Source organism: Citrobacter sp. MGH 55 (assembly GCF_016906145.1).
GTDB classification, from domain to species: domain Bacteria; phylum Pseudomonadota; class Gammaproteobacteria; order Enterobacterales; family Enterobacteriaceae; genus Citrobacter_A; species Citrobacter_A amalonaticus.
In genome coordinates, this window is sequence record NZ_CP070239.1 from 2,997,729 (window position 1) to 3,022,415 (window position 24,687).

The following is a 24,687-nucleotide window of genomic DNA, read 5'->3' on the forward strand; positions in this document are numbered from 1 at the left end:
CTTAGTATCATATTCGTGTTGGATTATTCTGCAATTTTGAGGAGAATGAACTTGCCGACTGGTTAATGAGGGTTAATCAGTATGCAGTGGCATAAAAAAGCAAATAAAGGCATATAACAGAGGGTTAATAACATGAAAGTTAAAGTACTGTCCCTCCTGGTACCAGCACTGCTGGTAGCAGGCGCAGCAAATGCGGCTGAAATTTACAACAAAGACGGCAACAAATTAGACCTGTTCGGTAAAGTCGACGGTCTGCATTATTTCTCCGATGATAAAAACGCTGATGGCGATCAGACCTACATGCGTATCGGCTTCAAAGGCGAAACCCAGGTTAACGATCAGATCACCGGTTACGGCCAGTGGGAGTATCAGATCCAGGGTAACGCGCCTGAATCCGAAAACAACTCCTGGACTCGTGTTGCCTTCGCCGGTCTGAAATTCGGCGATGCGGGTTCTTTCGACTACGGTCGTAACTACGGCGTTGTGTATGACGTCACGTCCTGGACCGACGTCCTGCCAGAATTCGGTGGGGATACCTACGGTTCTGATAACTTCATGCAGCAGCGTGGTAACGGCTTCGCGACTTACCGTAACGCTGATTTCTTCGGTCTGGTTGATGGCCTGAACTTTGCCCTGCAGTATCAGGGTAAAAACGGTAGCCCGTCTGGTGAAGGTGCTGATGGCATCGCTTACACCGGCGTGACTAACAACGGTCGTGAAGCGCTGCGTCAGAACGGCGACGGCGTTGGCGGTTCTGTAACCTATGACATCGGCGAAGGCTTCGGTCTGGGTGCGGCAGTGAGCAGCTCCAAACGTACTGATGAGCAGAACAGAGCGATCTACCTGGGTAACGGCGATCGCGCTGAAACCTACACCGGTGGCCTGAAATACGACGCTAACAACCTGTACCTGGCGGCGCAGTACACTCAGACCTATAACGCAACGCGTGTAGGCGGCGAAGGTTGGGCAAACAAAGCGCAGAACTTCGAAGTGGTTGCTCAGTACCAGTTCGACTTCGGTCTGCGTCCGTCCGTTGCTTACCTGCAGTCCAAAGGTAAAAACCTGGGGACTCTCAACGGTCGTAACTACGACGATGAAGATCTGCTGAAATATGTTGATGTGGGCGCAACCTACTACTTCAACAAAAACATGTCCACCTACGTTGATTACAAAATCAACCTGCTGGATGACAACAACTTCACTCGTGATGCCGGTATCAGCACCGACGACGTTGTTGCACTGGGCCTGGTTTACCAGTTCTAAGTTTGCTTAATGTCGATAAAAGGCCCTGCGGGGCCTTTTTTTGTGCGGTTTTTCGGCGTACAACCGCCGGTTTTTGGTGTACTCTTGCGCCTCTTTTGCAGGAGGACAATCACGTATGGAAATGAACGTTGCTCGTGCGGCCTTACTGGCTGTGACTCTCTTTTTTACCGGGTGCGATAACGCACCGGACGCGGCGCAAACGCCTGCCGCGGCTCCGGTCGTGCTGGAAGGGAAAACAATGGGCACCTTCTGGCGTGTGAGCGTGGTCGGAGTCGATGCCAAATCAGCAGCGGCGCTACAAACGAAAATTCAGACGCAACTGGATGCCGACGACCAACTGCTCTCCACTTATAAAAATGATTCGGCGCTGATGCGCTTCAACCAGTCGAAAAGTCTTTCTCCCTGGCCCGTCAACGAGGCAATGGCGGACATTGTTACCTCAGCGCTACGTATTGGGCAAAAAACCCAGGGGGCGATGGACATCACCGTTGGGCCGTTGGTGAACTTATGGGGGTTTGGTCCCGACAAGCAACCGGTCCAGATCCCGACGCAGGCGCAAATTGATGCGGCAAAAGCCAACAGCGGGTTGCAGCACCTGTCGGTGATCAACCAGGCTAAACAGCAGTACCTGCAAAAAGATCTGCCAGATTTGTTTGTCGATCTCTCCACTGTCGGTGAAGGCTATGCCGCCGATCACCTGGCACAGTTGATGGAGCGCGAAGGTATCGCACGCTATCTGGTCTCTGTCGGGGGGGCGCTGAACAGTCGCGGGATGAACGCTGAAGGGCATCCGTGGCGGGTGGCGATCCAGAAGCCTACCGACCGTGAAAACGCGGTTCAGGCGGTGGTGGATATTAACGGGCACGGTATTAGTACCTCCGGCAGCTATCGCAACTATTATGAGCTGAACGGAAAACGCCTCACTCATGTTATCGATCCGCAGACGGGACGCCCCATTGAGCATAATCTGGTGTCAGTGACGGTGATAGCGCCAACGGCGCTGGAAGCGGATGGCTGGGATACCGGACTGATGGTGCTCGGCACGGAGAAAGCCAAAGAGGTCGTACGCCGGGAAGGGCTGGCGGTGTACATGATTATCAAAGAGGGGGAGGGATTCAAAACCTGGATGTCTCCGCAGTTTGAAAGTTTTCTCATTCGTGAACAAAATTAAAAAGCAAGATTGCGGGTTTTCGTGTGATGGGTTTCGGACACACTGCCGCTAAGCAGGCACTATGCTTAACGAAGGAGTCCAGTATGAAAAATTCTCTACGCGTAAATGACGACCAGCGCTGGCAATCGGTGCTGGAACGTGATTCTGAGGCTGACGGACAGTTTGTCTTTGCGGTGCAGACGACCGGCATCTTTTGCCGACCTTCCTGCACGGCAAAACATGCGCTGCGTAAAAATGTCCGCTTCTTTCCCGACGCGCAGGCCGCGTTGCTGGCCGGGTTTCGCCCGTGTAAACGCTGTCAGCCGGATAAAACCAACGCCCGGCAGCATCGACTGGATAAAATTACGCTTGCCTGTCAGCTTCTGGAGCAGGAGAGCCCCATCACGCTCGATGCGCTGGCTGAACAGGTGGCGATGAGTCCGTACCATCTGCATCGCGTGTTCAAAGCCACGACCGGGATGACGCCAAAAGCGTGGCAGCAGGCGTATCGCGCCCGCCGACTGCGCGATGCCCTGAGCCACGGCGAAAGCGTGACGCAGGCGATTCTGAATGCCGGATTCCCGGACAGCAGCAGCTACTATCGTAATGCTGATGCAACGCTTGGGATGACGGCGAAGCAGTTCCGTCGCGGCGGTGACAAGCTGGCGGTGCGCTATGCGCTGGCGGATTGCTCACTCGGACGCTGTCTGGTGGCGGAAAGCGAGCGGGGGATTTGCGCCATTTTGTTAGGGGATGACGATGCGGCGCTGAAGGCTGAACTGCAGACATTGTTCCCGGCCGCTCAGGCTCAACCCGCTGATCCCGCTTTCCTGCAGCGTATTCGCCACGTTATCGCCAGTATTGACGGGCGTGATGCCGCGCTGTCGTTGCCGCTGGATATTCAGGGTACCGCGTTTCAACAACAGGTCTGGCAGGCGCTGCGGGCGATCCCTTACGGTGAGACCGTCAGCTACCAGCAACTGGCAAAAGCCATCGGTAAGCCGAACGCGGTTCGTGCCGTCGCCAGCGCCTGTGGCGCGAATAAACTGGCGATCGTGATCCCCTGTCACCGCGTTGTGCGAGGCGACGGTTCGCTTTCCGGTTATCGCTGGGGCGTGTCGCGTAAGGCACAAATCCTGCGACGTGAGTCTCCTGATGAGGGGGCATAATGCTTGATTTGTTTGCCGATTCGCAGCCCTGGCAGGAACCGCTGGCGCCTGGTGCCGTCATTTTGCGCCGCTTTGCCTTCAACACAGCGTTGCAACTGGTGCAGGAGATTGAGGCGGTCGCCCGTCGGTCGCCGTTTCGCCAGATGATCACCCCCGGCGGTTACACCATGTCGGTGGCGATGACTAACTGTGGACGGCTGGGCTGGACGACCGACCGTCACGGCTACCTCTATTCGCCAATCGATCCGCTGACGGGGCACGCCTGGCCGGATTTTCCGCCGTCCTTCCTGCGGTTGTGTCAGCAGGCGGCAACGGCGGCAGGCTATACGGATTATCAGCCGGACGCCTGCCTGATCAACCGCTATGCGCCTGGCGCAAAGCTTTCGCTGCACCAGGATAAAGACGAGCCGGATCTGCGGGCGCCCATTGTTTCTGTCTCGCTGGGATTACCGGCTGTCTTTCAGTTTGGCGGCCTGAAACGTAGCGATCCGCTGACGCGCGTTCTACTGGAACATGGCGATGTAGTGGTCTGGGGCGGCGAATCGCGCTTGTTTTACCACGGAATTCAGCCGCTGAAGGCTGGGTTCCATCCGGCGACCGCCGACTGTCGTTACAATCTGACTTTTCGCCAGGCGGGTAAAAAAGAATAAAAATAAGAATTATTATTGCTGAACGCGTTGAGATGTTTAAACTGCGGGCTGTTATTCCTTGTCCGGGTTGTATGAATGGAACTACTTCTTCTTGTCTGGCGGCAGTATCGCTGGCCATTTATTTGCGTGATGGCGCTCAGCCTCGTCAGCGCGGCGCTGGGGATTGGCCTTATCGCTTTTATCAATCAGCGTCTTATTGAGACTGCGGATCCCTCTCTGCTGGTTTTACCGGAATTTCTCGGACTACTGTTACTGCTGATGGCGGTGACGCTGGGTTCACAACTGGCGCTCACCACGCTGGGACACTACTTTGTCTTCCGTCTGCGCAGTGAATTCATCAAGCGTATTCTCGATACGCACGTGGAACGTATTGAACAACTGGGCAGTGCCTCTCTGCTGGCCGGGTTGACCAGCGACGTGCGCAATATCACCATCGCTTTTGTTCGTCTGCCTGAACTGGTGCAGGGGATTATTCTGACCGTCGGTTCGGCGGCGTATCTGGCGATGCTGTCGACCAAAATGCTGTTGGTGACCGCTATCTGGATGGTCATAACCATCTGGGGCGGGTTTATGCTGGTATCGCGGGTTTACCGGCATATGGCGACGCTGCGCGAAACCGAAGATAAGTTGTATAACGATTATCAAACGGTGCTGGAAGGACGCAAAGAGCTGACGCTCAACCGCGAGCGGGCGGAACATATCTTCAACAACCTCTATATTCCGGATGCCAAAGCGTATCGCCACCACATTATTCGCGCCGATACCTTCCACCTCAGCGCCGTGAACTGGTCGAACATTATGATGCTCGGCGCGATTGGCCTGGTGTTCTGGATGGCAAACAGTCTCGGCTGGGCGGATACCAACGTTGCGGCGACCTACTCATTAACGCTTTTATTCCTGCGCACGCCGCTGCTGTCGGCGGTGGGAGCACTCCCTACGCTGCTTACGGCGCAGGTTGCTTTCAACAAGCTGAACACATTCGCGCTGGCACCGTTTAAAGCAGAATTTCCGCGCCCGCAGGCGTTCCCGGGATGGAAAACCCTCGAACTGCGTAACGTCATGTTCCACTATCAGGACAATGCGTTCTCCGTGGGGCCGGTGAATCTGACGATCAATCGCGGTGAGTTGCTGTTCTTAATCGGCGGTAACGGCAGCGGCAAATCGACGCTGGCGATGCTGCTGACGGGGCTGTACCAGCCGCAATCAGGGGAGATCCTGCTGGACGGTAAGCCTGTCAGCGCCGAAAAGCCGGAAGATTATCGCAAGCTCTTTTCCGCGGTGTTTACCGACGTCTGGCTGTTTGACCAGCTACTGGGACCAGAAGGCAAACCGGCCGATCCTGCTCTGGTTGAGAAGTGGCTGGGGCACCTGAAAATGGCGCACAAACTGGAACTGAGCGATGGCCGGATACTGAATCTGAAACTGTCGAAGGGGCAGAAAAAGCGCGTGGCGCTGCTGCTGGCGCTGGCGGAAGATCGCGACATTATCCTGCTCGATGAGTGGGCGGCCGATCAGGATCCGCACTTCCGCCGCGAGTTTTACCAGGTGTTGTTGCCGCTGATGCAGGAGATGGGGAAAACCATTTTCGCCATTAGTCACGACGATCACTATTTTATTCACGCCGATCGTTTGCTGGAAATGCGTAACGGACAACTGATTGAGCTGGTGGGCGATGAGCGTGATGCTGCGTCACGCGATGCCGTCGCGCGCACGGCCTGATTTATCTGACCGTGGTCCCGATGGCGCAAGGCGTTTCGGGACAACGGTTGTTTTTTTATTCATCTGACGCCCCCGTTTATTGTTATTTACATAACCTCGCGCCATGCTTAATGGCATCTCGTATCATGGATTTATGATTAATGTTCGCAAAACACCAAAACAGCGCAAGGCTGCGCGATGAAGAGCGTGCGCGGCTGATCTGGCTGCTTACCACCGATAAAGCCATTGTTTCCACCCTGTTAGGCAAGCTCACCCTGGCTGAGCAATATGATGTCGGAACGTTAGCCGACGATATTGCTGAGGTAGGCGCGCTGGTCGACCATCTTCCACCACCTGACCTGGCGGATACCCTTGAAGCGCTCCCGTCGGAAGAACGTCACGCCCTCTGGCGGCTGATTCAGAGTGATAAGCGTGGATACGTCCTGCTTGAGGCGTCCGAAAACGTCTGGGATGACCTGATCGATGAAATGACCGACCGGGAACTGCTTGAGGCGCTGCAATATCTCGACATCGACGAACAGATTTACCTGGTTCAGCACCTGCCGCGTAACCTCACAGGCCGGTTGCTGGCGACGCTGCCGCCCGAAGAGCGGGCCCGCGTGCGCCAGGTCATGCATTACGAAAAGAATCGCGTCGGCGCGATCATGGAATTCGAGGTCATCACCGTGCGCCCGGATGTGACGCTGCAAGTAGTGCAGCGTTATCTGCGTCGTCTGGGCAAGATGCCGGAAAACACTGACAAACTGTTTGTCACCCGTCGCGACAAAACGCTGGTCGGTGAGCTAACCCTGACCTGTATTTTGCTCAATGACGTGCAGTGCAAAGTCAGCGAGGTGATGGATGACGATCCGCTGACCTTCGCCCCGGAAGATAAAACGGAAAATGCGGCGCGTACCTTCGAGCGTGACAACCTGGTCAGTGCGGCGGTAGTCGATTCTGCTGGTAAACTGATGGGACGCTTGACGATCGACGAGATCGTCGACGTGGTCTACGAAGAGACGGACACCGATCTGCGTCGAATGGGCGGATTGAGCGCCGAAGAGGATGTTTTTGCGCCCGTTCCTAAAGCGGTGAAAACGCGCTGGGCGTGGCTGGCTATCAACCTGTGTACTGCGTTCATTGCCTCGCGCGTGATTGATGGCTTTGAACACACCATTTCACAACTGGTGGCGTTAGCGTCGCTGATGCCCATTGTCGCCGGGATCGGCGGGAATACCGGTAATCAGACCATCACCATGATTGTTCGGGCGCTGGCGTTACAAAACATCCAGCCTGGCAACCTGACGTTTCTTATTCTGCGCGAGATGGGGGTGGCACTGGTCAATGGCCTCGTCTGGGGGGGGATTATGGGCGGGATCACCTGGTGGCTGTACGACGACATGGCGCTCGGCGGGGTGATGACCCTGGCAATGATGCTGAACCTGTTAATGGCGGCGCTGATGGGGGTGATTATCCCGATGACGATGGTGAAGCTCGGGCGCGACCCGGCGGTCGGCTCGAGCGTGATGATCACCGCGATTACCGATACCGGCGGATTCTTTATTTTTCTTGGGCTGGCGACGCTGTTTCTGATGTAGTGCGTCGTTTACGCTTCACGACGCGAGGCAGTAATCCCATCGCCACCACCCCGGCAACCACGCCAATCGCCAGGTTGCCGGTGGAGACCGTTGCGCCAACGGTAATGACCATTACCAGCGTTTCCACCACGGGCAGTGTCGTCAGGGTGGCGGGCTGGATACTGTGCCAACTGAACGTTTTCAACGCCACAATCACCATGATCCCGGCCAGAACCGACATCGGGATTTTCGCCATCACGTCGCTCAGCGCAGTGACCAGCAGCAGTAAAACCAACCCGGCGGCGATCGTCGACACGCGGCTACGGCCTTTCCCCATCTCCACATTCACGATGGTCTGTCCGATCATCGCGCAGCCAGCAATGCCGCCGTAAAAGCCCGCCAGAATGTTGGCGAACCCCAGACCCGCGCTTTCACGATTTTTGTTCGACGGCGTGACCGTCAGGTCATCAACCAGTTTCGCCGTCAGCAGCGACTCCATCAGGCCCACAAAGGCGATACTCAGCGCGCAGGGCCAGATAATTGTCAGCGTTTGCAGATTCAGCGGCACTAACAACTGCGTCAGTCCCGGTAGCCCGCCGCTCATTGCGCCTTCATCACCAACGGTCGGCAGCAATTGTCCGGTGGTTGAGGTAAACAGCGTCAATAAAACAATGGCAATCAGCGGCGCAGGAATGCTTTTAATAACGCGCGGCACCCACAACACAATGAGTAGCGTTAAGGCAAACAGCCCCCAGATGAGTGGGCTTTTGCTCCAGAAATGGGGGACCTGGGCGAAAAAAATCAGAATACCGAGGGCGTTCACAAACCCGGTCATGACGGCGGCGGGAATAAAACGCATCAGGCGCGCCATCCCGGTAACGCCAAACAGAATCTGGATAAACCCGGCTAATACGACCGCTGGCAGAATGTACTGTACGCCATGCTGGTGCACCATCGGGCCTATCACCAGCGCAACGGAACCGGCTGCTGCCGTGACCATCGCCGGGCGACCGCCCATGAAAGACATTGCCAGACAAAGCACCACTGAGGCAATCAGGCTGACTTTCGGGTCAACGCCGGCAATCACCGAAAAGGAGATCACTTCCGGGATCAGCGCCAGCGCGGTGATCACCCCAGCCAGCGTTTCGCGTACCAGCAGACGTGGGGCGCGAAGAACGCCACTGACCGTGTGTTCCGCTGCCAGAGCAGGAGACGAAGGGGTTACAGACATATTTACTCTCAGGTCGGAAAGGGCCTGATAACAGCAGACCGACAGGCGTCCGTGCGGTGAATCACAACGCGCCGCATAGTACCTTTCTGGAGCGTCTGTTTCCAGAAAATATTGTGAATAACCCTATAAAGATTCAACGTATTTTTAACGTTTTTAAAATCTTAATATAATCTATAAACAATATTTAAATATTATTACTGAAGTGTTAACGTTGGTGCCGTTCGATTTTCACCTGCAAAAAGCAAAAAAACGATACTAAAAGTAAGGCATTAACCATATGAAAAAAGTGACTGCCATGCTCTTCTCGATGGCCGTAGGGCTGAATGCTGTCTCGATGGCGGCAAAAGCGAAAGCGACGGAAGAGCAGGAGACGGACGTACTGTTGATCGGCGGCGGCATCATGAGCGCCACACTGGGAACTTATCTACAGGAACTGGAACCCGACTGGTCGATGACCATGGTGGAGCGCCTGGACGGTGTCGCGCAAGAGAGTTCAAACGGCTGGAACAATGCCGGTACCGGGCACTCTGCGCTGATGGAGTTGAACTACACACCAAAGAAAGCCGACGGGAGTATCAGTACCGAAAAGGCAGTCGAAATTAACGAAGCTTTCCAGATTTCCCGCCAGTTCTGGGCGCATCAGGTCAAGAGTGGCGTGATGCACGACCCGCGCACCTTCATCACCACCGTTCCGCACATGAGCTTCGTCTGGGGTGAAGAGAACGTCAACTTCCTGCGCGCCCGCTATGCGGCCCTGCAACAAAGCACGCTGTTCCGTGGTATGCGCTACTCCGAAGACCACGCGCAAATCAAAGAGTGGGCACCGCTGGTGATGGAAGGGCGCGATCCGAAACAGAAAGTCGCCGCTACGCGTACCGAAATGGGAACGGACGTGAACTACGGCGAAATTACGCGCCAATTGATTGCTTCGTTGCAGAAAAAGCCTAACTTTGCACTGGAGTTGAGCACCGAAGTCCGTGGATTTAAACGTAACGACGATAATACCTGGACGGTGACCGTCGCCGATCTGAAAAACGGCGAAGCGGAACATAACATCAAAGCCAAATTCGTCTTTATCGGTGCGGGCGGCGCAGCGCTGAAACTGTTGCAGGAAACCGGTATTCCGGAAGCCAAAGAGTACGCAGGCTTCCCGGTTGGTGGGCAATTCCTGGTCGCAGAAAACCCGGACGTGGTGAACCGGCATCTGGCGAAAGTGTACGGTCAGGCTTCCGTCGGCGCGCCGCCGATGTCGGTCCCGCATATCGATACCCGTATTCTGGATGGTAAACGTGTCGTGCTGTTCGGGCCGTTCGCCACCTTCTCCACTAAATTCCTGAAAAACGGTTCGTTGTGGGATCTGCTGAGTTCAACCACGCCTTCCAACTTCATGCCGATGGTCAACGTCGGGATGGATAACTTCGATCTGGTGAAATACCTGATTAGTCAGGTGATGCTGAGCGATGATGACCGCTTCGACGCGCTGAAAGAGTACTATCCGCAGGCGAAGAAAGCGGACTGGCGTTTATGGCAGGCGGGTCAGCGTGTCCAGATCATCAAACGTGATGAAGACAAAGGGGGCGTGCTGCGTCTGGGGACGGAAGTGGTGAGCGACAAAGAGGGGACCGTTGCCGCACTGCTGGGCGCGTCACCGGGCGCATCCACTGCGGCACCGATCATGCTCCATCTGATGGAAACCGTCTTTAAAGAGAAGGTGAGTACGCCGCAATGGCAGGCGAAGCTGAAAACGATTATTCCGTCTTACGGTACAAAACTGAACGGCAACGTTGAGGCGACGCAGCAGGAACTGCAATACACCAGTGAAGTGCTGGGGCTGCAATATGTCCAGCCGCAGACGACGGACGCGGCACCAAAAGCGCAGCTCAAACCACAGGCTCAGCCTGCGCGTAAAGAAGTGGCAGATATCGCACTGTAACGGCATTGCCGGATGGCGCTGCGCCGCCATCCGGCATCATCAGAGACTTAACGCGTTACCGCGTTCTGCACGTTATCTTCCGCTTTCCAGATGCGGAATTTCACATCAACATTTGCCGGGGTATACACCACGATCGGCAACTTGCTGTTGTAACGCAGCATACCGTCATTACCCAGATAGGCGGTCACAAATTTCTGCTCTTTTTTGCCATCCGGACAGGCCATCATGGTCGATACCGGGGAGGTGACTTTATTAAAGACGTAGTAGTCATAACCCCAACCTTCCAGCGTTTTGCTTTCCAGCTCGCCGCCCAGGCGATGCTGATTGCAGTCGACTTCCAGCGTCTGTCCGATCATCAGTTCCACTTTAAGAGTAGATTCATCTTCCTGATGGGGTAGCTGAATAACCTGGCGCTTCATGCCTTTTTCCGCCTGCGGCCAGGGGGCGATTTTTTCCAGCGGTTGCGGATTAGCTTCCGTGGAGGCCGCCCACACAGAGGTGCTGGCGAAAGCAGCGAACAAAACGGCAGGAACCATTGTCTTTATTTTTGAGTTCACAGGTTTTCCTTTTTTATCTTATGAACGATTTCACGGCAGATTAACATATAGACCAGAATCATTGATCTGTCTTTACGTATTTTTAAAGTCTATTTACTGTAGTTATGTAAATTGTTTGGTTATTTATTCTTGTTTTTGCTGTTTGTTTTGGTTAATTATCCCGACAATCATGGCGATATATAAAATATTACATAACCATTTGATCTGTGCGGAGAAGCACATTCTGACAAGCTTCATTAACACTCTTTTGATCCAACCACTGGTTTTACCCCGATTGGGGTATGCACCTGGAACACATCCTTTACTATCTTACCGATCATAATAATGACGTAGTAGTAACGCGGTTTTTATTGTCGTTCACCCAGCCGGGGGAGCGTCGTTTATGGAAGGGCGATGCCATGGTTGATCTATCCCGTCGAGGCATACTGACTGGCAGTTGGCGTAGTGCCAATCGTGGGATTCGTCCGCCGTGGATCATGGAAGCATCTCAGTTTCTGTCCCAGTGCACCCGTTGCGACGCCTGTATTCAGGCTTGTGAACACGATGTTTTGCAGCGTGGCCCGGGTGGCTATCCGAGCGTTAATTTCCAACAAAACGAATGCACCTTCTGCTACGCCTGTGCGCAGGCTTGCCCTGAATCTCTTTTTTCTCCGCGCCACACCAGGGCATGGGATCTGATTTTCACCATTGGGCAAGCGTGTCTGGCGTATCAGTCCGTAGAGTGCCGCCGCTGTCAGGATAGCTGTGAACCGCAGGCGATCCTGTTTCGCCCAACGTTGTCCGGCATTTATCAGCCACAACTCGATAACCAGAACTGTAACGGATGCGGCGCGTGTGTCGCCAGTTGCCCGGTGTCAGCCATTACCGCGGAGTATAACCATGCACATTAACTGGCAGGTCTGCAGCCTGATTGTTCAGGCCAAAGGCGAACAGGTACAGGATATTAGCACGCAGCTAAATGCTTTGCCGGGCTGCGAAGTGGCCGTAAGCGACGAGCAAAGCGGCCAGATGATTGCGGTGGTTGAAGCAGAACACAGCGAAACGCTGATGCAAACAATTGAGTCGGTACGCAACGTTGCGGGCGTGCTGGCGGTGTCGCTGGTTTATCACCAGCAGGAAGAACAAGGTGAGGAAACACCATGAAACTCAGTCGTCGTAGCTTTATGAAAGCTAACGCCGTTGCGGCCGCTGCGGCGGCTGCCGGGCTAAGCGTACCGGGCGTTGCCCGCGCAGTTGTCGGTCAACAGGAAGCCATTAAGTGGGATAAAGCCCCGTGCCGTTTTTGTGGTACAGGCTGTGGCGTGCTGGTCGGCACTCAGCAGGGGCGTATTGTCGCCTGTCAGGGTGATCCGGAAGCCCCGGTTAACCGTGGTCTGAACTGCATAAAGGGCTATTTCCTGCCCAAAATTATGTACGGAGAGGACCGTTTAACGCAGCCATTGCTGCGTATGAAAGACGGTAAGTACAGCAAAGACGGTGAATTTACGCCGATCAGCTGGGATCAGGCTTTCGATGTGATGGAAGAGAAGTTTAAAACCGCGCTGAAAGAGAAAGGCCCGGAGTCTGTCGGCATGTTTGGTTCCGGCCAGTGGACCATCTGGGAAGGTTACGCCGCCTCCAAACTGTTTAAAGCGGGCTTGCGCTCGAACAACCTCGATCCCAACGCGCGTCACTGCATGGCCTCAGCGGTGGTAGGTTTTATGCGTACCTTTGGCATGGACGAACCGATGGGCTGCTACGATGATATCGAGCATGCCGATGCGTTTGTCCTGTGGGGCTCGAACATGGCGGAAATGCACCCGATCCTCTGGTCGCGCATTACCAACCGTCGTCTCTCCGATCCGAATGTTAACGTCTCCGTGCTGTCTACCTTCCAGCACCGTAGCTTCGAGCTGGCGGACAACGGGATGGTGTTTACGCCACAGTCTGACCTGGTGATCCTCAACTACATCGCTAACTACATCATTCAAAACAACGCGATTAATCAGGACTTCTTCAGCAAACACGTCAACGTCCGCAAAGGGGCAACGGATATCGGTTACGGCCTGCGTCCGACGCATCCGCTGGAAAAAGCCGCGAAAAACCCAGGCTCTGATGCTTCTGAGCCGATGAGCTTTGAAGACTACAAAGCGTTTGTGGCTGAATACACGCTGGATAAAACCGCTGAAATGACCGGCGTGCCGAAAGATCAGCTGGAGCAACTGGCGAAGCTGTATGCCGACCCGAACAAGAAAGTCATCTCTTACTGGACGATGGGCTTCAACCAGCATACGCGCGGCGTGTGGGCCAACAACCTGATCTACAACATTCACCTGCTGACTGGCAAAATCGCGCAGCCGGGCTGTGGACCGTTCTCACTGACCGGTCAACCTTCTGCCTGTGGTACCGCGCGTGAAGTGGGAACCTTTGCCCACCGTCTGCCGGCGGATATGGTGGTCACTAATGAAAAACACCGTGAGATCTGTGAAAAGCACTGGAATATCCCGGCTGGAACCATTCCGGCGAAAATCGGTCTCCACGCGGTTGCCCAGGACCGGGCATTGAAAGACGGCAAGCTGAACGTCTACTGGACGATGTGTACCAACAATATGCAGGCCGGTCCGAACATCAACGAAGATCGTCTGCCGGGCTGGCGCGATCCACGCAACTTTATCATTGTCTCCGATCCGTACCCGACCGTCAGCGCGCTGGCCGCGGACCTGATCCTGCCAACCGCAATGTGGGTGGAGAAAGAAGGGGCTTACGGTAACGCCGAGCGTCGTACCCAGTTCTGGCGTCAACAGATTAAAGCGCCGGGCGAATCGAAATCCGACCTGTGGCAACTGGTTCAGTTCTCGCGTCGTTTTAAAACGGAAGAGGTCTGGCCGGAAGAGCTGCTGGCACAGAAACCGGAACTGCGCGGCAAAACCCTGTACGACGTGCTGTTTGCCACCCCTGCGGTGAGCAAGTTCCCGTTGACGGAGTTGAAAGAGGATCAGCTTAACGACGAATCACGTGAGCTGGGCTTCTATCTGCAAAAAGGGCTGTTTGAAGAGTACGCCTGGTTTGGTCGTGGACACGGTCACGATCTCGCCCCGTTCGATGACTATCACAAGGCGCGCGGCCTTCGCTGGCCGGTGGTTGACGGGAAAGAGACGCAGTGGCGCTACAGCGAAGGCAACGATCCATACGTCAAAGCAGGTGAAGGCTACAAGTTCTACGGTAAGCCAGACGGTAAAGCGGTGATCTTCGCGCTGCCGTTTGAACCGGCCGCAGAAGCGCCGGATGCCGAGTACGACCTGTGGCTTTCCACGGGGCGTGTACTGGAGCACTGGCATACCGGCAGTATGACGCGCCGCGTGCCGGAACTGCACCGTGCGTTCCCGGAAGGGGTGCTGTTTATCCATCCGCTGGATGCGAAAAAACGGGATATGCGCCGTGGCGACAAGGTCAAAGTGGTCTCACGTCGTGGCGAGGTGATTTCCATTGTTGAAACCCGTGGACGTAACCGTCCGCCGCAGGGGCTGGTCTACATGGCGTTCTTCGACGCCGCGCAGCTGGTGAATAACCTGACGCTGGATGCGACGGATCCGCTCTCTAAAGAGACGGATTTCAAGAAGTGCGCCGTGAAACTGGCGAAGGTGTAACACGCCATGTCCAGGTCAGCGAAACCCCAAAATGGCCGCCGCCGCTTTCTGCGCGATGTTGTTCGCACAGCGGGCGGACTGGCTGCCGTTGGCGTGGCGCTGGGGTTACAGCAGCAAACCGCACGGGCTACAGGCGTGCGGTTGCGCCCGCCTGGGGCCGTGAACGAGAATGCCTTTGCCAGCGCCTGCGTGCGCTGCGGGCAGTGCGTTCAGGCATGCCCGTATGACACCTTAAAACTGGCGACGCTCGCATCAGGGTTGTCGGCGGGGACGCCGTATTTTGTTGCCCGTGAGATCCCGTGCGAGATGTGTGAAGACATTCCGTGTGCCAAAGTCTGCCCCAGCGGGGCGCTGGACCGGGAGATTGCCTCCATTGACGATTCGCGGATGGGGCTGGCGGTGCTGCTGGATCAGGAAAACTGCCTGAACTTCCAGGGATTACGCTGCGACGTCTGTTATCGCGAATGCCCAAAAATCGATGAGGCTATCACGCTGGAACTGGATCGCAACATGCGAACCGGCAAACATGCGCGATTTATCCCGACCGTTCACAGCGACGCCTGCACGGGGTGCGGGAAATGTGAAAAAGTCTGCGTGCTGGAGCAACCCGCGATAAAAGTGTTGCCGCTGTCGCTGGCGAAAGGGGAGTTAGGTCACCATTACCGCTTCGGCTGGCTGGAGGGGAACGATGGCAAATCGTAAACGTGATGCCGGGCGTGAAGCGCAGGCGAAAAAAGGCGTCTGGCGGAGTCATCGCTGGCTGATTTTCCGCCGGCTCTGTCAGTTTATGGTGCTGGGGATGTTTCTGAGCGGCCCGTGGTTTGGCGTGTGGATCCTGCATGGGAATTACTCCAGCAGCCTGCTGTTGGAGTCGATCCCGTTGACCGATCCGCTCATCACCCTGCAAAGCCTGGCGAGCGGTCATCTGCCTGTGGCGGTGGCGCTAACAGGCGCGGCGATTATTACCGTGCTTTACGCCCTGGCAGGAAAGCGATTGTTTTGCGGTTGGGTTTGCCCGCTGAACCCGATTACCGATTTTGCGGCCTGGCTACGCAGAAGGTTTGACCTGAATCAGTCCGCAACCATTCCACGTCATATACGGTACGTACTTTTGGTTGTCGTGCTGGTGGGTTCAGCACTGACCGGGACGCTACTGTGGGAATGGATTAACCCTGTTTCACTGCTGGGGCGTAGCCTGGTGATGGGATTCGGTAGCGGCGCACTGCTGATTATCGCTCTGTTTTTATTTGATTTGCTGGTCGTTGAACACGGCTGGTGCGGGCATCTTTGTCCTTTAGGCGCACTGTATGGCGTACTGGGTAGCCAGGGCGTATTAACCGTTGCGGCGAAAGACCGACAGAAATGTAACCGCTGTATGGACTGTTTTCATGTTTGCCCGGAACCGCATGTATTACGTGCCCCGGTGCTGGATGAGCAAAGCCCGGTGCAGGTCACCAGCCGCGATTGCATGGCCTGCGGTCGCTGCGTGGATGTCTGTTCTGAGGACGTATTTACAATAACTACACGATGGAGTTCGGGAGCGAAATCATGAAAAGCCATGACCTGAAGAAAGCGCTGTGTCAATGGACAGCCCTGCTGGCCCTGGTGGTGAGCGGTGCGGTTTGGGCGGCAAACGGAGTGGACCTTAGCCAGTCTCCGGAAGTGTCGGGGACACAGGAAGGGGCGATTCGCATGCACAAAGAACAAGAGCGTATGCCGCTGAATTACGTGAATCAGCCGCCGATGATTCCCCATAGCGTCGATGGTTACCAGGTGACCACTAACACCAACCGCTGCCTGCAATGCCACGGCGTTGAAAGCTATCGTACCACCGGCGCGCCGCGTATTAGTCCGACGCACTTTATGGACAGCGACGGCAAAGTGCTGGCCGAAGTGGCGCCGCGTCGTTACTTCTGTCTGCAGTGTCACGTGCCGCAGACTGACGCCCCGCCGATTGTGGGTAACACCTTTACCCCATCGAAAGGTTACGGGAAATAAGAGGTCATTATGGAAAATGCTAACCGTAAACCAGGCCGGATTAAGCGCCTCTGGCAGTGGTGGCGTCGCCCCAGTCGCCTGGCGCTGGGTACGCTGCTGTTAATCGGGTTCGTCGGCGGGATTATTTTCTGGGGTGGATTTAACACCGGGATGGAAAAGGCCAACACCGAAGAGTTCTGCATTAGCTGCCACGAAATGCGCAATACCGTGTATCAGGAATACATGGAAACCGTACACTACAACAACCGTAGCGGTGTGCGTGCGACCTGTCCTGACTGCCACGTACCACACGAGTTTGTGCCGAAAATGATCCGTAAGATCAAGGCCAGTAAAGAACTGTACGCAAAAGCGTTGGGACTGATTGATACCCCGCAGAAGTTCGAAGCGCATCGTCTGACGATGGCACAGAATGAATGGCGAAGAATGAAAGATAACAATTCTCAGGAGTGTCGTAACTGTCACAACTTTGACTTCATGGACTTAACGGCCCAGAAGAGTGTCGCCGCAAAAATGCACGATCAGGCGGTGAAAGACGGGCAAACCTGTATTGACTGCCATAAGGGGATTGCGCATAAGCTCCCCGATATGCGCGACGTCAAACCGGGCTTCTGACGGGATGGTAATGAGTGGGTAGTATGCTTGAAGCCAGAAAGCTCCTCTGTGAGCGGGATGAACGAGTCCTGTTTAGCGATTTGTCGTTCCAGGTCAACGCCGGGGAGTGGATACAGGTCACCGGCGGCAACGGCGCAGGGAAAACCACCCTGTTGCGGTTGCTGACAGGACTTTCTCGTCCTGATGCCGGTGAGGTGTGCTGGCAGGAGCAACCGCTACATCGTGTGCGGGACAGCTACCATCAAAATTTGTTGTGGATTGGCCATCAGCCGGGGATCAAAACCCGGCTGACGGCGTTGGAGAACCTGCGTTTTTTCCATCAGGACGGCGATATCGCGAAATGTCTCGCGGCGCTGGCGCAGGCCGGCCTTGCCGGTTACGAAGATATCCCTGTTAACCAGCTTTCTGCCGGACAGCAGCGCCGGGTGGCGTTAGCGCGTCTCTGGCTGACCCGCGCCACGCTCTGGATCCTCGACGAACCCTTTACCGCCATTGATGTGAACGGCGTTGAACGCCTGACGCAGCGGATGGCGCAGCATACCGATGAAGGTGGGATCGTTATCCTCACCACCCACCAGCCAATGAACGTTGCTACAGACCGCATTCGCCGGATTGCGCTGACTCACGAGAGGGCAGGGCAATGATGTGGCGTATCTTCCGTCTCGAACTGCGCGTTGCCTTTCGCCATAGCGCGGAAATTGCCAACCCGCTGTGGTTCTTCCTGATTGTTATTACGCTGTTCCCGCTGAGTATTGGGCCGGAACCACAGCTGCTGGCGCGCATTGCGCCGGGGATTATTTGGGTTGCTGCGCTGCTGGCCTCGCTGCTGGCGCTGGAGCGACTGTTTCGCGATGACCTGCAGGACGGCAGCCTTGAGCAACTGATGCTGCTGCCAATCCCATTACCGATGGTGGTGCTGGCAAAAGTGATGGCCCACTGGATGGTCACCGGTCTGCCGCTATTGATCCTCTCTCCGCTGGTGGCATTGCTGCTGGGGATGGACCTCTACGGCTGGAAAATTATGGCGCTGACTCTACTGCTGGGGACGCCGACGCTGAGCTTTCTCGGCGCACCGGGGGTGGGGTTAACGGTCGGGTTAAAGCGCGGCGGTGTATTGCTGAGCGTACTGGTACTGCCGTTGACCATTCCCTTGTTGATTTTTGCGACTGCCGCGATGGATGCGGCATCCATGCATCTTCCAGTGGATGGATACATGGCGATTTTGGGCGCGTTACTGGCAGGTAGCGCGACGTTAAGTCCTTTTGCAACGGCGGCGGCGTTACGCATTAGTTTGCAGTAATGAGTTGCCTGATGGCGCTGCGCTTTTCAGGCCGACAAGAGCCGGGTTTTTAGGTCGGATAAGGCATCAGCCGCTATCCGGCATGACGGTAACTTTATTCGTTTGAGTCTGGTGACTGAACTATGTGGAAAACACTTCATCAACTGGCTATGCCCCCACGGCTGTATCAGCTTTGTGGCTATTTTGTGCCGTGGCTGGCCGTCGCCTGCGTCCTGGTTCTGGCGACGGGCTGGATCTGGGGATTCGGTTTTGCGCCGGCGGATTACCAGCAGGGGCAGAGCTACCGCATTATTTATCTGCACGTTCCGGCGGCGATCTGGTCAATGGGGATTTATGCCTCGATGGCGGTAGCCGCGTTTATCGGTCTGGTCTGGCAGATGAAGATGGCGAACCTGGCGCTGGCTGCAATGGCGCCGATTGGCGCGGTGTTTACGTTTATTGCGCTGGTCACCGGCTCGGCCTGGGGTAAACCGATGTGGGGTACCTGGTGGGTGTGGGATGCGCGGCTGACGTCGGAACTGGTGCTGCTGTTTCTCTACGTCGGCGCAATTGCTCTGTGGCACGCCTTTGATGACCGTAAGATGGCGGGGCGCGCGGCGGGGATCCTGGTGCTGATTGGCGTGGTGAACCTGCCGATCATTCACTATTCGGTGGAGTGGTGGAACACGCTGCATCAGGGCTCGACCCGTATGCAACAAAGCATCGATCCGGCCATGCGCACGCCGCTGCGGCTGGCGATTATCGGCTATCTGCTGCTGTTTATCACGCTGTCGTTGATGCGGATGCGTAACCTGATTCTGATAATGGAAAAACGTCGCCCGTGGGTGAGTGAACTGATCTTAAAAAGAGGCCGCCAATGACCACTGCATTTGCATCCTGGAGTGATTTTTTTGCGATGGGCGGCTACGCCTTTTACGTCTGGCTGGCTGTGGCGCTGAGCGTCATCCCGCTGGCAGTGCTGGTCATTCATACCGTGACGCAGCATCGCGCAATTTTGCGTGATGTCTCCCGTCAGCGGGCGCGTGAAGCCCGCCTGCGTGCAGCGCAGACACAACGGGAGGCGGCGTGAATATTCGACGTAAGAACCGTTTATGGATTGCCTGCGGCGTGCTTGTCGGGTTAGCGCTGACGATTACGCTGGTGCTGTATGCGCTGCGCGCCAACATCGACCTGTTCTACACGCCAGGCGAGATTCTCTACGGCAAGCGCGAAACGCAGCAAATGCCGGAAGTGGGCCAGCGGCTGCGAGTAGGTGGTATGGTTATGCCCGGCAGCGTCAAGCGCGACCCCAACTCGCTGAAGGTGAATTTCAGCATCTATGATGCCGAAGGCGTGGTGGATGTGACCTACGAAGGCATTCTGCCGGACCTGTTCCGTGAAGGACAAGGCGTGGTGGTGCAGGGGGAACTCGGCGAGAAAAACCATATTCAGGCGAAAGAAGTCCTCGCCAAGCACGATGAAAACTACACGCCGCCGGAAGTTGAAAAAGCGATGCAGGATAACCACCGCCGTCCGGAGAGCGTCTATAAGGATAAAACATCATGATGCCTGAAATTGGCAATGCGCTGTTATGCCTGGCACTGGGCGTTGCGTTGTTACTCTCAGTCTATCCGCTGTGGGGCGTGGCGCGAGGCGACGCGCGGATGATGGCGTCGGCAAGACCGTTTTCCTGGCTGTTGTTTATCCTCGTGATGGGCGCCTTTCTGGTGCTGGTCAACGCCTTTGTAGTGAATGATTTCACCGTCGTTTACGTCGCCAGTAACTCCAACACGCAGCTGCCGGTCTGGTACCGCGTCGCCGCCACCTGGGGGGCGCATGAAGGCTCGCTGCTGCTGTGGGTGTTGCTGATGAGCGGCTGGACCTTTGCCGTCGCGCTGTTTTCCCAGCGGATGCCGCTGGATATCGTCGCCCGCGTACTTGCGGTGATGGGGATGGTTAGCGTCGGTTTTCTGTTGTTCATCCTGTTTACCTCCAACCCGTTCACCCGCACGCTGCCGAATTTCCCGATAGAAGGGCGCGATCTCAACCCGTTGTTGCAGGATCCTGGGCTTATCTTCCATCCGCCGCTGCTATATATGGGCTACGTCGGTTTCTCGGTCGCCTTCGCGTTCGCTATCGCGGCGCTAATGAGCGGTCGCCTGGACAGCACTTTCGCCCGTTTTTCCCGTCCATGGACGCTGGCCGCGTGGGTTTTCCTGACGCTGGGGATTGTGCTGGGTTCAGCATGGGCGTATTACGAACTGGGCTGGGGCGGCTGGTGGTTCTGGGATCCGGTGGAAAACGCCTCGTTTATGCCATGGCTGGTGGGAACCGCACTGATGCACTCGCTGGCGGTCACTGAACAGCGCAGCAGTTTCAAGGCGTGGACGCTGCTGCTCTCTATCTGCGCGTTTTCGCTCTGTCTGTTGGGGACGTTCCTCGTGCGTTCGGGCGTGCTGGTGTCGGTGCATGCATTTGCTTCCGACCCGTCTCGCGGGATGTTCATTCTGGCCTTCATGGTGCTGGTCATCGGCGGCTCGCTGCTGCTGTTTGCCACGCGAGGACATAAGGTTCGCTCCCGGGTCAATAACGCCCTCTGGTCGCGTGAATCGCTGCTGCTCGGTAACAACGTGCTGCTGATTGCCGCCATGCTGGTCGTGCTGCTCGGCACGCTGCTGCCGCTGGTGCATAAGCAACTCGGTCTGGGCAGTATCTCTATTGGCGAACCGTTTTTTAATACCATGTTTACCTGGCTGATGGCGCCGTTTGCCCTGCTGTTGGGTATTGGCCCGCTGGTCCGCTGGGGACGCGATCGACCGCGTAAACTGCAACGACTGCTGGTTATTGCGCTGGTCAGTACCCTGGTACTCTCTCTGTTGCTGCCGTGGCTGTTTGAGAACAAGATTGTCGCCATGACCGTAGTCGGGCTGGCAATGGCCTGCTGGGTGTTTGTGCTGGCGATGGCGGAGCTTGCGCTGCGAATTTCACGTGGCGCGAAAATGACGCTGAGCTACTGGGGAATGGTGGCCGGGCACGTCGGCCTGGCGGTGACAATTGTCGGCATCGCCTTCAGCCAGAACTACAGCGTCGAGCGCGATGTTCGCATGAAAGCCGGTGACAGCGTCGATATTCATGAATATCGCTTCACCTTCCGTGAAGTGAATGATATCACCGGACCAAACTATCGCGGTGGTGTGGCGATTATCAGCGTGACCCGTGATGGCAAGGCAGAAGCAACGTTGCACGCTGAAAAACGGTTCTACAACAGCACCAGTTCGATGATGACGGAAGCGGCGATTGATGGTGGCATCACCCGCGATCTGTACGCCGCGCTCGGTGAAGAGCTGGATAACGGCGCGTGGGCTGTTCGTCTGTACTACAAACCGTTTATTCGCTGGATCTGGGCGGGTGGGATATTGATGGCGCTGGGGGGGCTGTTATGCCTGTTTGACCCACGTTATCGCAAACGCGTACAACCGCAGAAATCGGCGTCGGAGGCGGTATGAAGCGCAACGTACTTTTGATTCCCTTTGTGATTTTTCTCGTGATTGCCGCAGCGCTGCTGTGGCAACTGGCGCGTAACGCAGAAGGCGATACGCCGACTAATCTGGAGTCGGCGCTGATTGGTAAACCGGTACCGACTTTCCGGCTTGAGTCGCTGGAGAACCCCGGTAAGCATTATGAGGCAGACGTGCTGACTCAGGGTAAACCGGTCTTACTCAACGTCTGGGCAACGTGGTGTCCGACCTGCCGCGCTGAGCATCAGTACCTGAACCAGCTGTCGGCACAGGGGATTCGCGTAGTGGGGCTGAATTATAAAGACGATCGCCAGAAGGCCATCGTCTGGCTGAAAGAGTTGGGTAATCCTTACGCGCTGAGCCTGTTTGACGGCGACGGTATGCTGGGCCTGGATCTTGGAGTCTATGGCGCGCCGGAAACCTTCCTGATCGACGGTAAAGGCATTATTCGCTATCGCCATGCCGGGGATTTGAACGCCCGCGTCTGGGAGAGTGAAATCAAGCCGCTGTGGGAGAAATACAGTAAGGAGGCCGGGCAATGAGACTTTTGCTGAGTGTGCTGATGCTGCTGTTTTCTGCTAACGCGCTGGCCACCATTGATGTGATGCAGTTTAAGGATGAGACCCAGGAGCAACAATTCCGCCAGTTGACTGAACAGCTGCGCTGTCCAAAATGCCAGAACAACAGCATCGCGGATTCCAATTCGATGATTGCGACCGACCTGCGGCAGAAAGTCTATGAGCTGATGCAGGAAGGGAAAAGTCAGAAAGAGATCGTCGACTATATGGTGGCGCGCTACGGTAACTTCGTCACCTATGATCCGCCGCTGACACCACTGACTGTCCTGCTGTGGGTGCTTCCCGTGGCGGCAATTGGCGCAGGTGGCTGGATTATCGTTGCCCGTTCGCGTCGGCGGGTACGCCTGAAACAGGAGGTGTTCCCGGATGAGATATCGTTACAGGAGGGTAAACGAGCCGGGCTGGCGGTTTATCTGCCGGGGATAGTGATTGCCGTCATCGTAGGTGCCGTCAGTTATTACCAGACCGGGAGCTATAAGCAGGTGGAAATCTGGCAACTGGCGACGGCACAAAGCCCGGCACTGCTGGAACGTGCGCTGGATCCAAAAGCGCAGCCGCTGGATGAGGAAGAAATGACGCGTCTGGCGCTGGGGCTACGTACTCGTCTGCAAAGTGATGCGACAAACGTAGAAGGCTGGATCATGCTGGGGCGGATCGGAATGGTGCTTGGCAATGCCAGTACCGCTACCGAAGCGTATGCCAACGCCTATCGACTCGATCCGAAGAACAGCGATGCTGCGCTGGGCTATGCCGAGGCGCTGACCCGTTCTTCCGATCCTGATGATAACCGTCGTGGAGGGGAGCTGCTGCGAGAACTGGTTCGTAGCGATCACGCCAATGTGCGGGTTCTGAGCATGTATGCCTTCAACGCCTTTGAGCAGGAGCGTTTTGGCGAGGCGGTTGCCGCTTGGGAGATGATGTTGAAGATGCTGCCGGCGAACGATACGCGTCGTGCGGTGATTGAGCGCAGTATCGCGCAGGCGATGCAGCACTTATCGCCAAAGAGCGAGTAACCACCCGGCCAGATGGCGAGGCACAGGCCCGATAAGCGTAGCGCCATCGGGCATTTGCTGGGCTATTGCATACCGCGGGTTTGTAAAAACAAGATGGTCGCGGCAACGCGTGAGCGTACGTTGAGCTTGCGCAACAGGTTGCGAATATGCACTTTTACAGTTTGTTCGGAAATATTGAGGACCGAGGCAATCTGCTTGTTAGACAGCCCCTGTGCCAGCTCGTGCAACACATCCAGCTCTCGCTCGGTCAGCATGCTGAACGGATCGTCCTCTTCACCAAACATTTCGCGTTCGCGCAGATAATCACTGACGCGTTCACTGAAAACTTTGCCGCCATTAGCACCTGTGCGAATGGCATCCAGCAGAACTTCCGGATCGCTGTCTTTCAGCAGGTAGCCATCTGCGCCGGCGTCAATCAGGGCGTAGATGTCGTTGGCCGAATCCGAAACGGTAAGAATGATGATCTGCGCCGTGATCCCATCGCGGCGCAGGGCGTTCAACGTATCCAGACCGCTCAGTCCTTTCATATTCAGATCAAGCAGGATTAAATCCAGATCGAGACGGTTTGCCAGATCAATCGCCGTTGCACCATCGCCCGCTTCGGCAACCACCTCAAATGTCGGATCCAGTTCCAGTAATTGACGGATACCACGACGCATAAGAGGGTGGTCATCTACCACCAGCACCTGAAAAGGCGTTGCTTCAGGCATAGTTATCTCCCGAGATTTTATTAGAATCATTATTGTTATTCGATCGCGAATCGTCCAGATTCACCGCATCGATAAGAGGGAGAAATATTACCCCAGATTACGTATGGGTAAGAAGTAAAACCTGA

General features: G+C 55.8%; 25 protein-coding genes. 22 read left to right on the forward strand and 3 right to left on the reverse strand.

What is annotated here, in order from left to right:
• Positions 1-132: 132 nt before the first annotated feature.
• The 6 genes from JTI98_RS12005 to mgtE all read left to right on the forward strand — a co-directional run bounded on the left by JTI98_RS12005 (position 133) and on the right by mgtE (position 7,528).
• A complete protein-coding gene (locus JTI98_RS12005; protein ID WP_043000069.1) occupies positions 133-1,263 on the forward strand; it encodes a porin OmpC in 1,131 nt (376 codons plus the stop codon).
• Positions 1,264-1,378: 115 nt separating this feature from the next.
• Complete coding sequence (gene apbE / locus JTI98_RS12010) at positions 1,379-2,434, forward strand: FAD:protein FMN transferase ApbE (RefSeq protein WP_043000070.1); 1,056 nt, start codon at positions 1,379-1,381, stop codon at positions 2,432-2,434.
• An 83-nt stretch (positions 2,435-2,517) separates the two neighbouring features.
• The gene (gene ada, locus JTI98_RS12015) at positions 2,518-3,582 is read left to right on the forward strand and encodes a bifunctional DNA-binding transcriptional regulator/O6-methylguanine-DNA methyltransferase Ada (RefSeq protein WP_216081295.1); all 1,065 of its coding nucleotides are present in this window, start codon (positions 2,518-2,520) and stop codon (positions 3,580-3,582) included.
• On the forward strand, positions 3,582-4,232 hold the full coding sequence (gene alkB, locus JTI98_RS12020) for a DNA oxidative demethylase AlkB (protein ID WP_058586850.1): 651 nt from the start codon (positions 3,582-3,584) through the stop codon (positions 4,230-4,232). Before ada ends, alkB begins: the two co-directional genes overlap by 1 nt.
• Before the next feature lie 75 nt (positions 4,233-4,307).
• Positions 4,308-5,951: a multidrug ABC transporter permease/ATP-binding protein gene (locus tag JTI98_RS12025; RefSeq protein WP_216081296.1), complete on the forward strand. Its 1,644-nt coding sequence runs from the start codon at positions 4,308-4,310 to the stop codon at positions 5,949-5,951.
• Positions 5,952-6,091: 140 nt separating this feature from the next.
• Positions 6,092-7,528 (forward strand): magnesium transporter, encoded by a 1,437-nt coding sequence (gene mgtE / locus JTI98_RS12030; RefSeq protein ID WP_043000074.1) that lies wholly within the window; start codon positions 6,092-6,094, stop codon positions 7,526-7,528.
• Here the strand turns inward: mgtE and JTI98_RS12035 are convergent.
• Complete coding sequence (locus tag JTI98_RS12035) at positions 7,491-8,738, reverse strand: SulP family inorganic anion transporter (RefSeq protein WP_216081297.1); 1,248 nt, start codon at positions 8,736-8,738, stop codon at positions 7,491-7,493. The two genes, mgtE and JTI98_RS12035, sit on opposite strands and share 38 nt — an antisense overlap.
• A 277-nt stretch (positions 8,739-9,015) precedes the next feature.
• Here JTI98_RS12035 and mqo point away from each other — a divergent pair, with 277 nt between their 5' ends.
• Positions 9,016-10,671, forward strand: coding sequence for a malate dehydrogenase (quinone) (mqo, locus tag JTI98_RS12040; RefSeq protein WP_043000076.1), 1,656 nt, complete (start codon positions 9,016-9,018; stop codon positions 10,669-10,671).
• 47 nt (positions 10,672-10,718) lie between these two features.
• On the opposite strand, the gene eco is transcribed toward mqo, so the two are convergent.
• Entirely contained in the window at positions 10,719-11,216 is a 498-nt protein-coding gene (eco, locus tag JTI98_RS12045) for a serine protease inhibitor ecotin (protein WP_043001880.1), read from the reverse strand.
• Positions 11,217-11,626: 410 nt separating this feature from the next.
• On the opposite strand from eco, the gene napF reads away from it, so the two are divergent.
• From napF to JTI98_RS12120, 15 genes are all read left to right on the forward strand, one after another.
• Positions 11,627-12,118, forward strand: a complete 492-nt coding sequence (gene napF / locus JTI98_RS12050; protein WP_044329034.1) for a ferredoxin-type protein NapF — start codon at positions 11,627-11,629, stop codon at positions 12,116-12,118.
• A complete protein-coding gene (gene napD, locus JTI98_RS12055; RefSeq protein ID WP_043000078.1) occupies positions 12,108-12,371 on the forward strand; it encodes a chaperone NapD in 264 nt (87 codons plus the stop codon). The genes napF and napD overlap by 11 nt, the downstream gene beginning before the upstream one ends.
• The gene (gene napA, locus JTI98_RS12060; RefSeq protein WP_216081298.1) at positions 12,368-14,854 is read left to right on the forward strand and encodes a nitrate reductase catalytic subunit NapA; all 2,487 of its coding nucleotides are present in this window, start codon (positions 12,368-12,370) and stop codon (positions 14,852-14,854) included. The genes napD and napA overlap by 4 nt, the downstream gene beginning before the upstream one ends.
• A gap of 6 nt (positions 14,855-14,860) precedes the next feature.
• Positions 14,861-15,556: a ferredoxin-type protein NapG gene (gene napG, locus JTI98_RS12065; RefSeq protein ID WP_043000080.1), complete on the forward strand. Its 696-nt coding sequence runs from the start codon at positions 14,861-14,863 to the stop codon at positions 15,554-15,556.
• Positions 15,543-16,406, forward strand: coding sequence for a quinol dehydrogenase ferredoxin subunit NapH (gene napH, locus JTI98_RS12070; RefSeq protein WP_044268651.1), 864 nt, complete (start codon positions 15,543-15,545; stop codon positions 16,404-16,406). The genes napG and napH overlap by 14 nt, the downstream gene beginning before the upstream one ends.
• Positions 16,403-16,852, forward strand: a complete 450-nt coding sequence (gene napB / locus JTI98_RS12075) for a nitrate reductase cytochrome c-type subunit (protein WP_042317908.1) — start codon at positions 16,403-16,405, stop codon at positions 16,850-16,852. The genes napH and napB overlap by 4 nt, the downstream gene beginning before the upstream one ends.
• Before the next feature lie 9 nt (positions 16,853-16,861).
• Positions 16,862-17,464 carry a cytochrome c-type protein NapC gene (gene napC, locus JTI98_RS12080; protein WP_043000082.1) on the forward strand — a complete coding sequence of 201 codons (603 nt, stop codon included), beginning with the start codon at positions 16,862-16,864 and terminating at the stop codon, positions 17,462-17,464.
• 23 nt (positions 17,465-17,487) lie between these two features.
• A complete protein-coding gene (gene ccmA, locus JTI98_RS12085; RefSeq protein ID WP_043000083.1) occupies positions 17,488-18,108 on the forward strand; it encodes a cytochrome c biogenesis heme-transporting ATPase CcmA in 621 nt (206 codons plus the stop codon).
• Complete coding sequence (gene ccmB, locus JTI98_RS12090; RefSeq protein WP_043000084.1) at positions 18,105-18,764, forward strand: heme exporter protein CcmB; 660 nt, start codon at positions 18,105-18,107, stop codon at positions 18,762-18,764. Before ccmA ends, ccmB begins: the two co-directional genes overlap by 4 nt.
• 122 nt (positions 18,765-18,886) lie before the next feature.
• Positions 18,887-19,624: a heme ABC transporter permease gene (locus JTI98_RS12095; RefSeq protein ID WP_043000085.1), complete on the forward strand. Its 738-nt coding sequence runs from the start codon at positions 18,887-18,889 to the stop codon at positions 19,622-19,624.
• Positions 19,621-19,833, forward strand: coding sequence for a heme exporter protein CcmD (gene ccmD, locus JTI98_RS12100; protein ID WP_043000086.1), 213 nt, complete (start codon positions 19,621-19,623; stop codon positions 19,831-19,833). The genes JTI98_RS12095 and ccmD overlap by 4 nt, the downstream gene beginning before the upstream one ends.
• Positions 19,830-20,309 (forward strand): cytochrome c maturation protein CcmE, encoded by a 480-nt coding sequence (gene ccmE / locus JTI98_RS12105; protein WP_043000087.1) that lies wholly within the window; start codon positions 19,830-19,832, stop codon positions 20,307-20,309. Before ccmD ends, ccmE begins: the two co-directional genes overlap by 4 nt.
• On the forward strand, positions 20,306-22,249 hold the full coding sequence (locus JTI98_RS12110) for a heme lyase CcmF/NrfE family subunit (RefSeq protein WP_216081299.1): 1,944 nt from the start codon (positions 20,306-20,308) through the stop codon (positions 22,247-22,249). Before ccmE ends, JTI98_RS12110 begins: the two co-directional genes overlap by 4 nt.
• Entirely contained in the window at positions 22,246-22,803 is a 558-nt protein-coding gene (gene dsbE / locus JTI98_RS12115; protein WP_043000089.1) for a thiol:disulfide interchange protein DsbE, read from the forward strand. Before JTI98_RS12110 ends, dsbE begins: the two co-directional genes overlap by 4 nt.
• Positions 22,800-23,852 (forward strand): cytochrome c-type biogenesis protein CcmH, encoded by a 1,053-nt coding sequence (locus JTI98_RS12120; protein WP_044328631.1) that lies wholly within the window; start codon positions 22,800-22,802, stop codon positions 23,850-23,852. Before dsbE ends, JTI98_RS12120 begins: the two co-directional genes overlap by 4 nt.
• A 62-nt stretch (positions 23,853-23,914) precedes the next feature.
• On the opposite strand, the gene narP is transcribed toward JTI98_RS12120, so the two are convergent.
• The gene (gene narP, locus JTI98_RS12125; protein ID WP_043000091.1) at positions 23,915-24,562 is read right to left on the reverse strand and encodes a nitrate/nitrite response regulator protein NarP; all 648 of its coding nucleotides are present in this window, start codon (positions 24,560-24,562) and stop codon (positions 23,915-23,917) included.
• Between the last annotated feature and the right edge of the window lie 125 nt (positions 24,563-24,687).

Bases quoted from the DNA above. Each gene is read 5' to 3' on its own strand.
- JTI98_RS12005 (WP_043000069.1), top strand. From the start codon at position 133: ATGAAAGTTAAAGTACTGTCCCTCCTGGTACCAGCACTGCTGGTAGCA.
- apbE (WP_043000070.1), top strand. From the start codon at position 1,379: ATGGAAATGAACGTTGCTCGTGCGGCCTTACTGGCTGTGACTCTCTTT.
- ada (WP_216081295.1), top strand. From the start codon at position 2,518: ATGAAAAATTCTCTACGCGTAAATGACGACCAGCGCTGGCAATCGGTG.
- alkB (WP_058586850.1), top strand. From the start codon at position 3,582: ATGCTTGATTTGTTTGCCGATTCGCAGCCCTGGCAGGAACCGCTGGCG.
- JTI98_RS12025 (WP_216081296.1), top strand. From the start codon at position 4,308: ATGGAACTACTTCTTCTTGTCTGGCGGCAGTATCGCTGGCCATTTATT.
- mgtE (WP_043000074.1), top strand. From the start codon at position 6,092: ATGTTCGCAAAACACCAAAACAGCGCAAGGCTGCGCGATGAAGAGCGT.
- JTI98_RS12035 (WP_216081297.1), bottom strand. From the start codon at position 8,738: ATGTCTGTAACCCCTTCGTCTCCTGCTCTGGCAGCGGAACACACGGTC.
- mqo (WP_043000076.1), top strand. From the start codon at position 9,016: ATGAAAAAAGTGACTGCCATGCTCTTCTCGATGGCCGTAGGGCTGAAT.
- napF (WP_044329034.1), top strand. From the start codon at position 11,627: ATGGTTGATCTATCCCGTCGAGGCATACTGACTGGCAGTTGGCGTAGT.
- napD (WP_043000078.1), top strand. From the start codon at position 12,108: ATGCACATTAACTGGCAGGTCTGCAGCCTGATTGTTCAGGCCAAAGGC.
- napA (WP_216081298.1), top strand. From the start codon at position 12,368: ATGAAACTCAGTCGTCGTAGCTTTATGAAAGCTAACGCCGTTGCGGCC.
- napG (WP_043000080.1), top strand. From the start codon at position 14,861: ATGTCCAGGTCAGCGAAACCCCAAAATGGCCGCCGCCGCTTTCTGCGC.
- napH (WP_044268651.1), top strand. From the start codon at position 15,543: ATGGCAAATCGTAAACGTGATGCCGGGCGTGAAGCGCAGGCGAAAAAA.
- napB (WP_042317908.1), top strand. From the start codon at position 16,403: ATGAAAAGCCATGACCTGAAGAAAGCGCTGTGTCAATGGACAGCCCTG.
- napC (WP_043000082.1), top strand. From the start codon at position 16,862: ATGGAAAATGCTAACCGTAAACCAGGCCGGATTAAGCGCCTCTGGCAG.
- ccmA (WP_043000083.1), top strand. From the start codon at position 17,488: ATGCTTGAAGCCAGAAAGCTCCTCTGTGAGCGGGATGAACGAGTCCTG.
- ccmB (WP_043000084.1), top strand. From the start codon at position 18,105: ATGATGTGGCGTATCTTCCGTCTCGAACTGCGCGTTGCCTTTCGCCAT.
- JTI98_RS12095 (WP_043000085.1), top strand. From the start codon at position 18,887: ATGTGGAAAACACTTCATCAACTGGCTATGCCCCCACGGCTGTATCAG.
- ccmD (WP_043000086.1), top strand. From the start codon at position 19,621: ATGACCACTGCATTTGCATCCTGGAGTGATTTTTTTGCGATGGGCGGC.
- JTI98_RS12110 (WP_216081299.1), top strand. From the start codon at position 20,306: ATGATGCCTGAAATTGGCAATGCGCTGTTATGCCTGGCACTGGGCGTT.
- dsbE (WP_043000089.1), top strand. From the start codon at position 22,246: ATGAAGCGCAACGTACTTTTGATTCCCTTTGTGATTTTTCTCGTGATT.
- JTI98_RS12120 (WP_044328631.1), top strand. From the start codon at position 22,800: ATGAGACTTTTGCTGAGTGTGCTGATGCTGCTGTTTTCTGCTAACGCG.
- narP (WP_043000091.1), bottom strand. From the start codon at position 24,562: ATGCCTGAAGCAACGCCTTTTCAGGTGCTGGTGGTAGATGACCACCCT.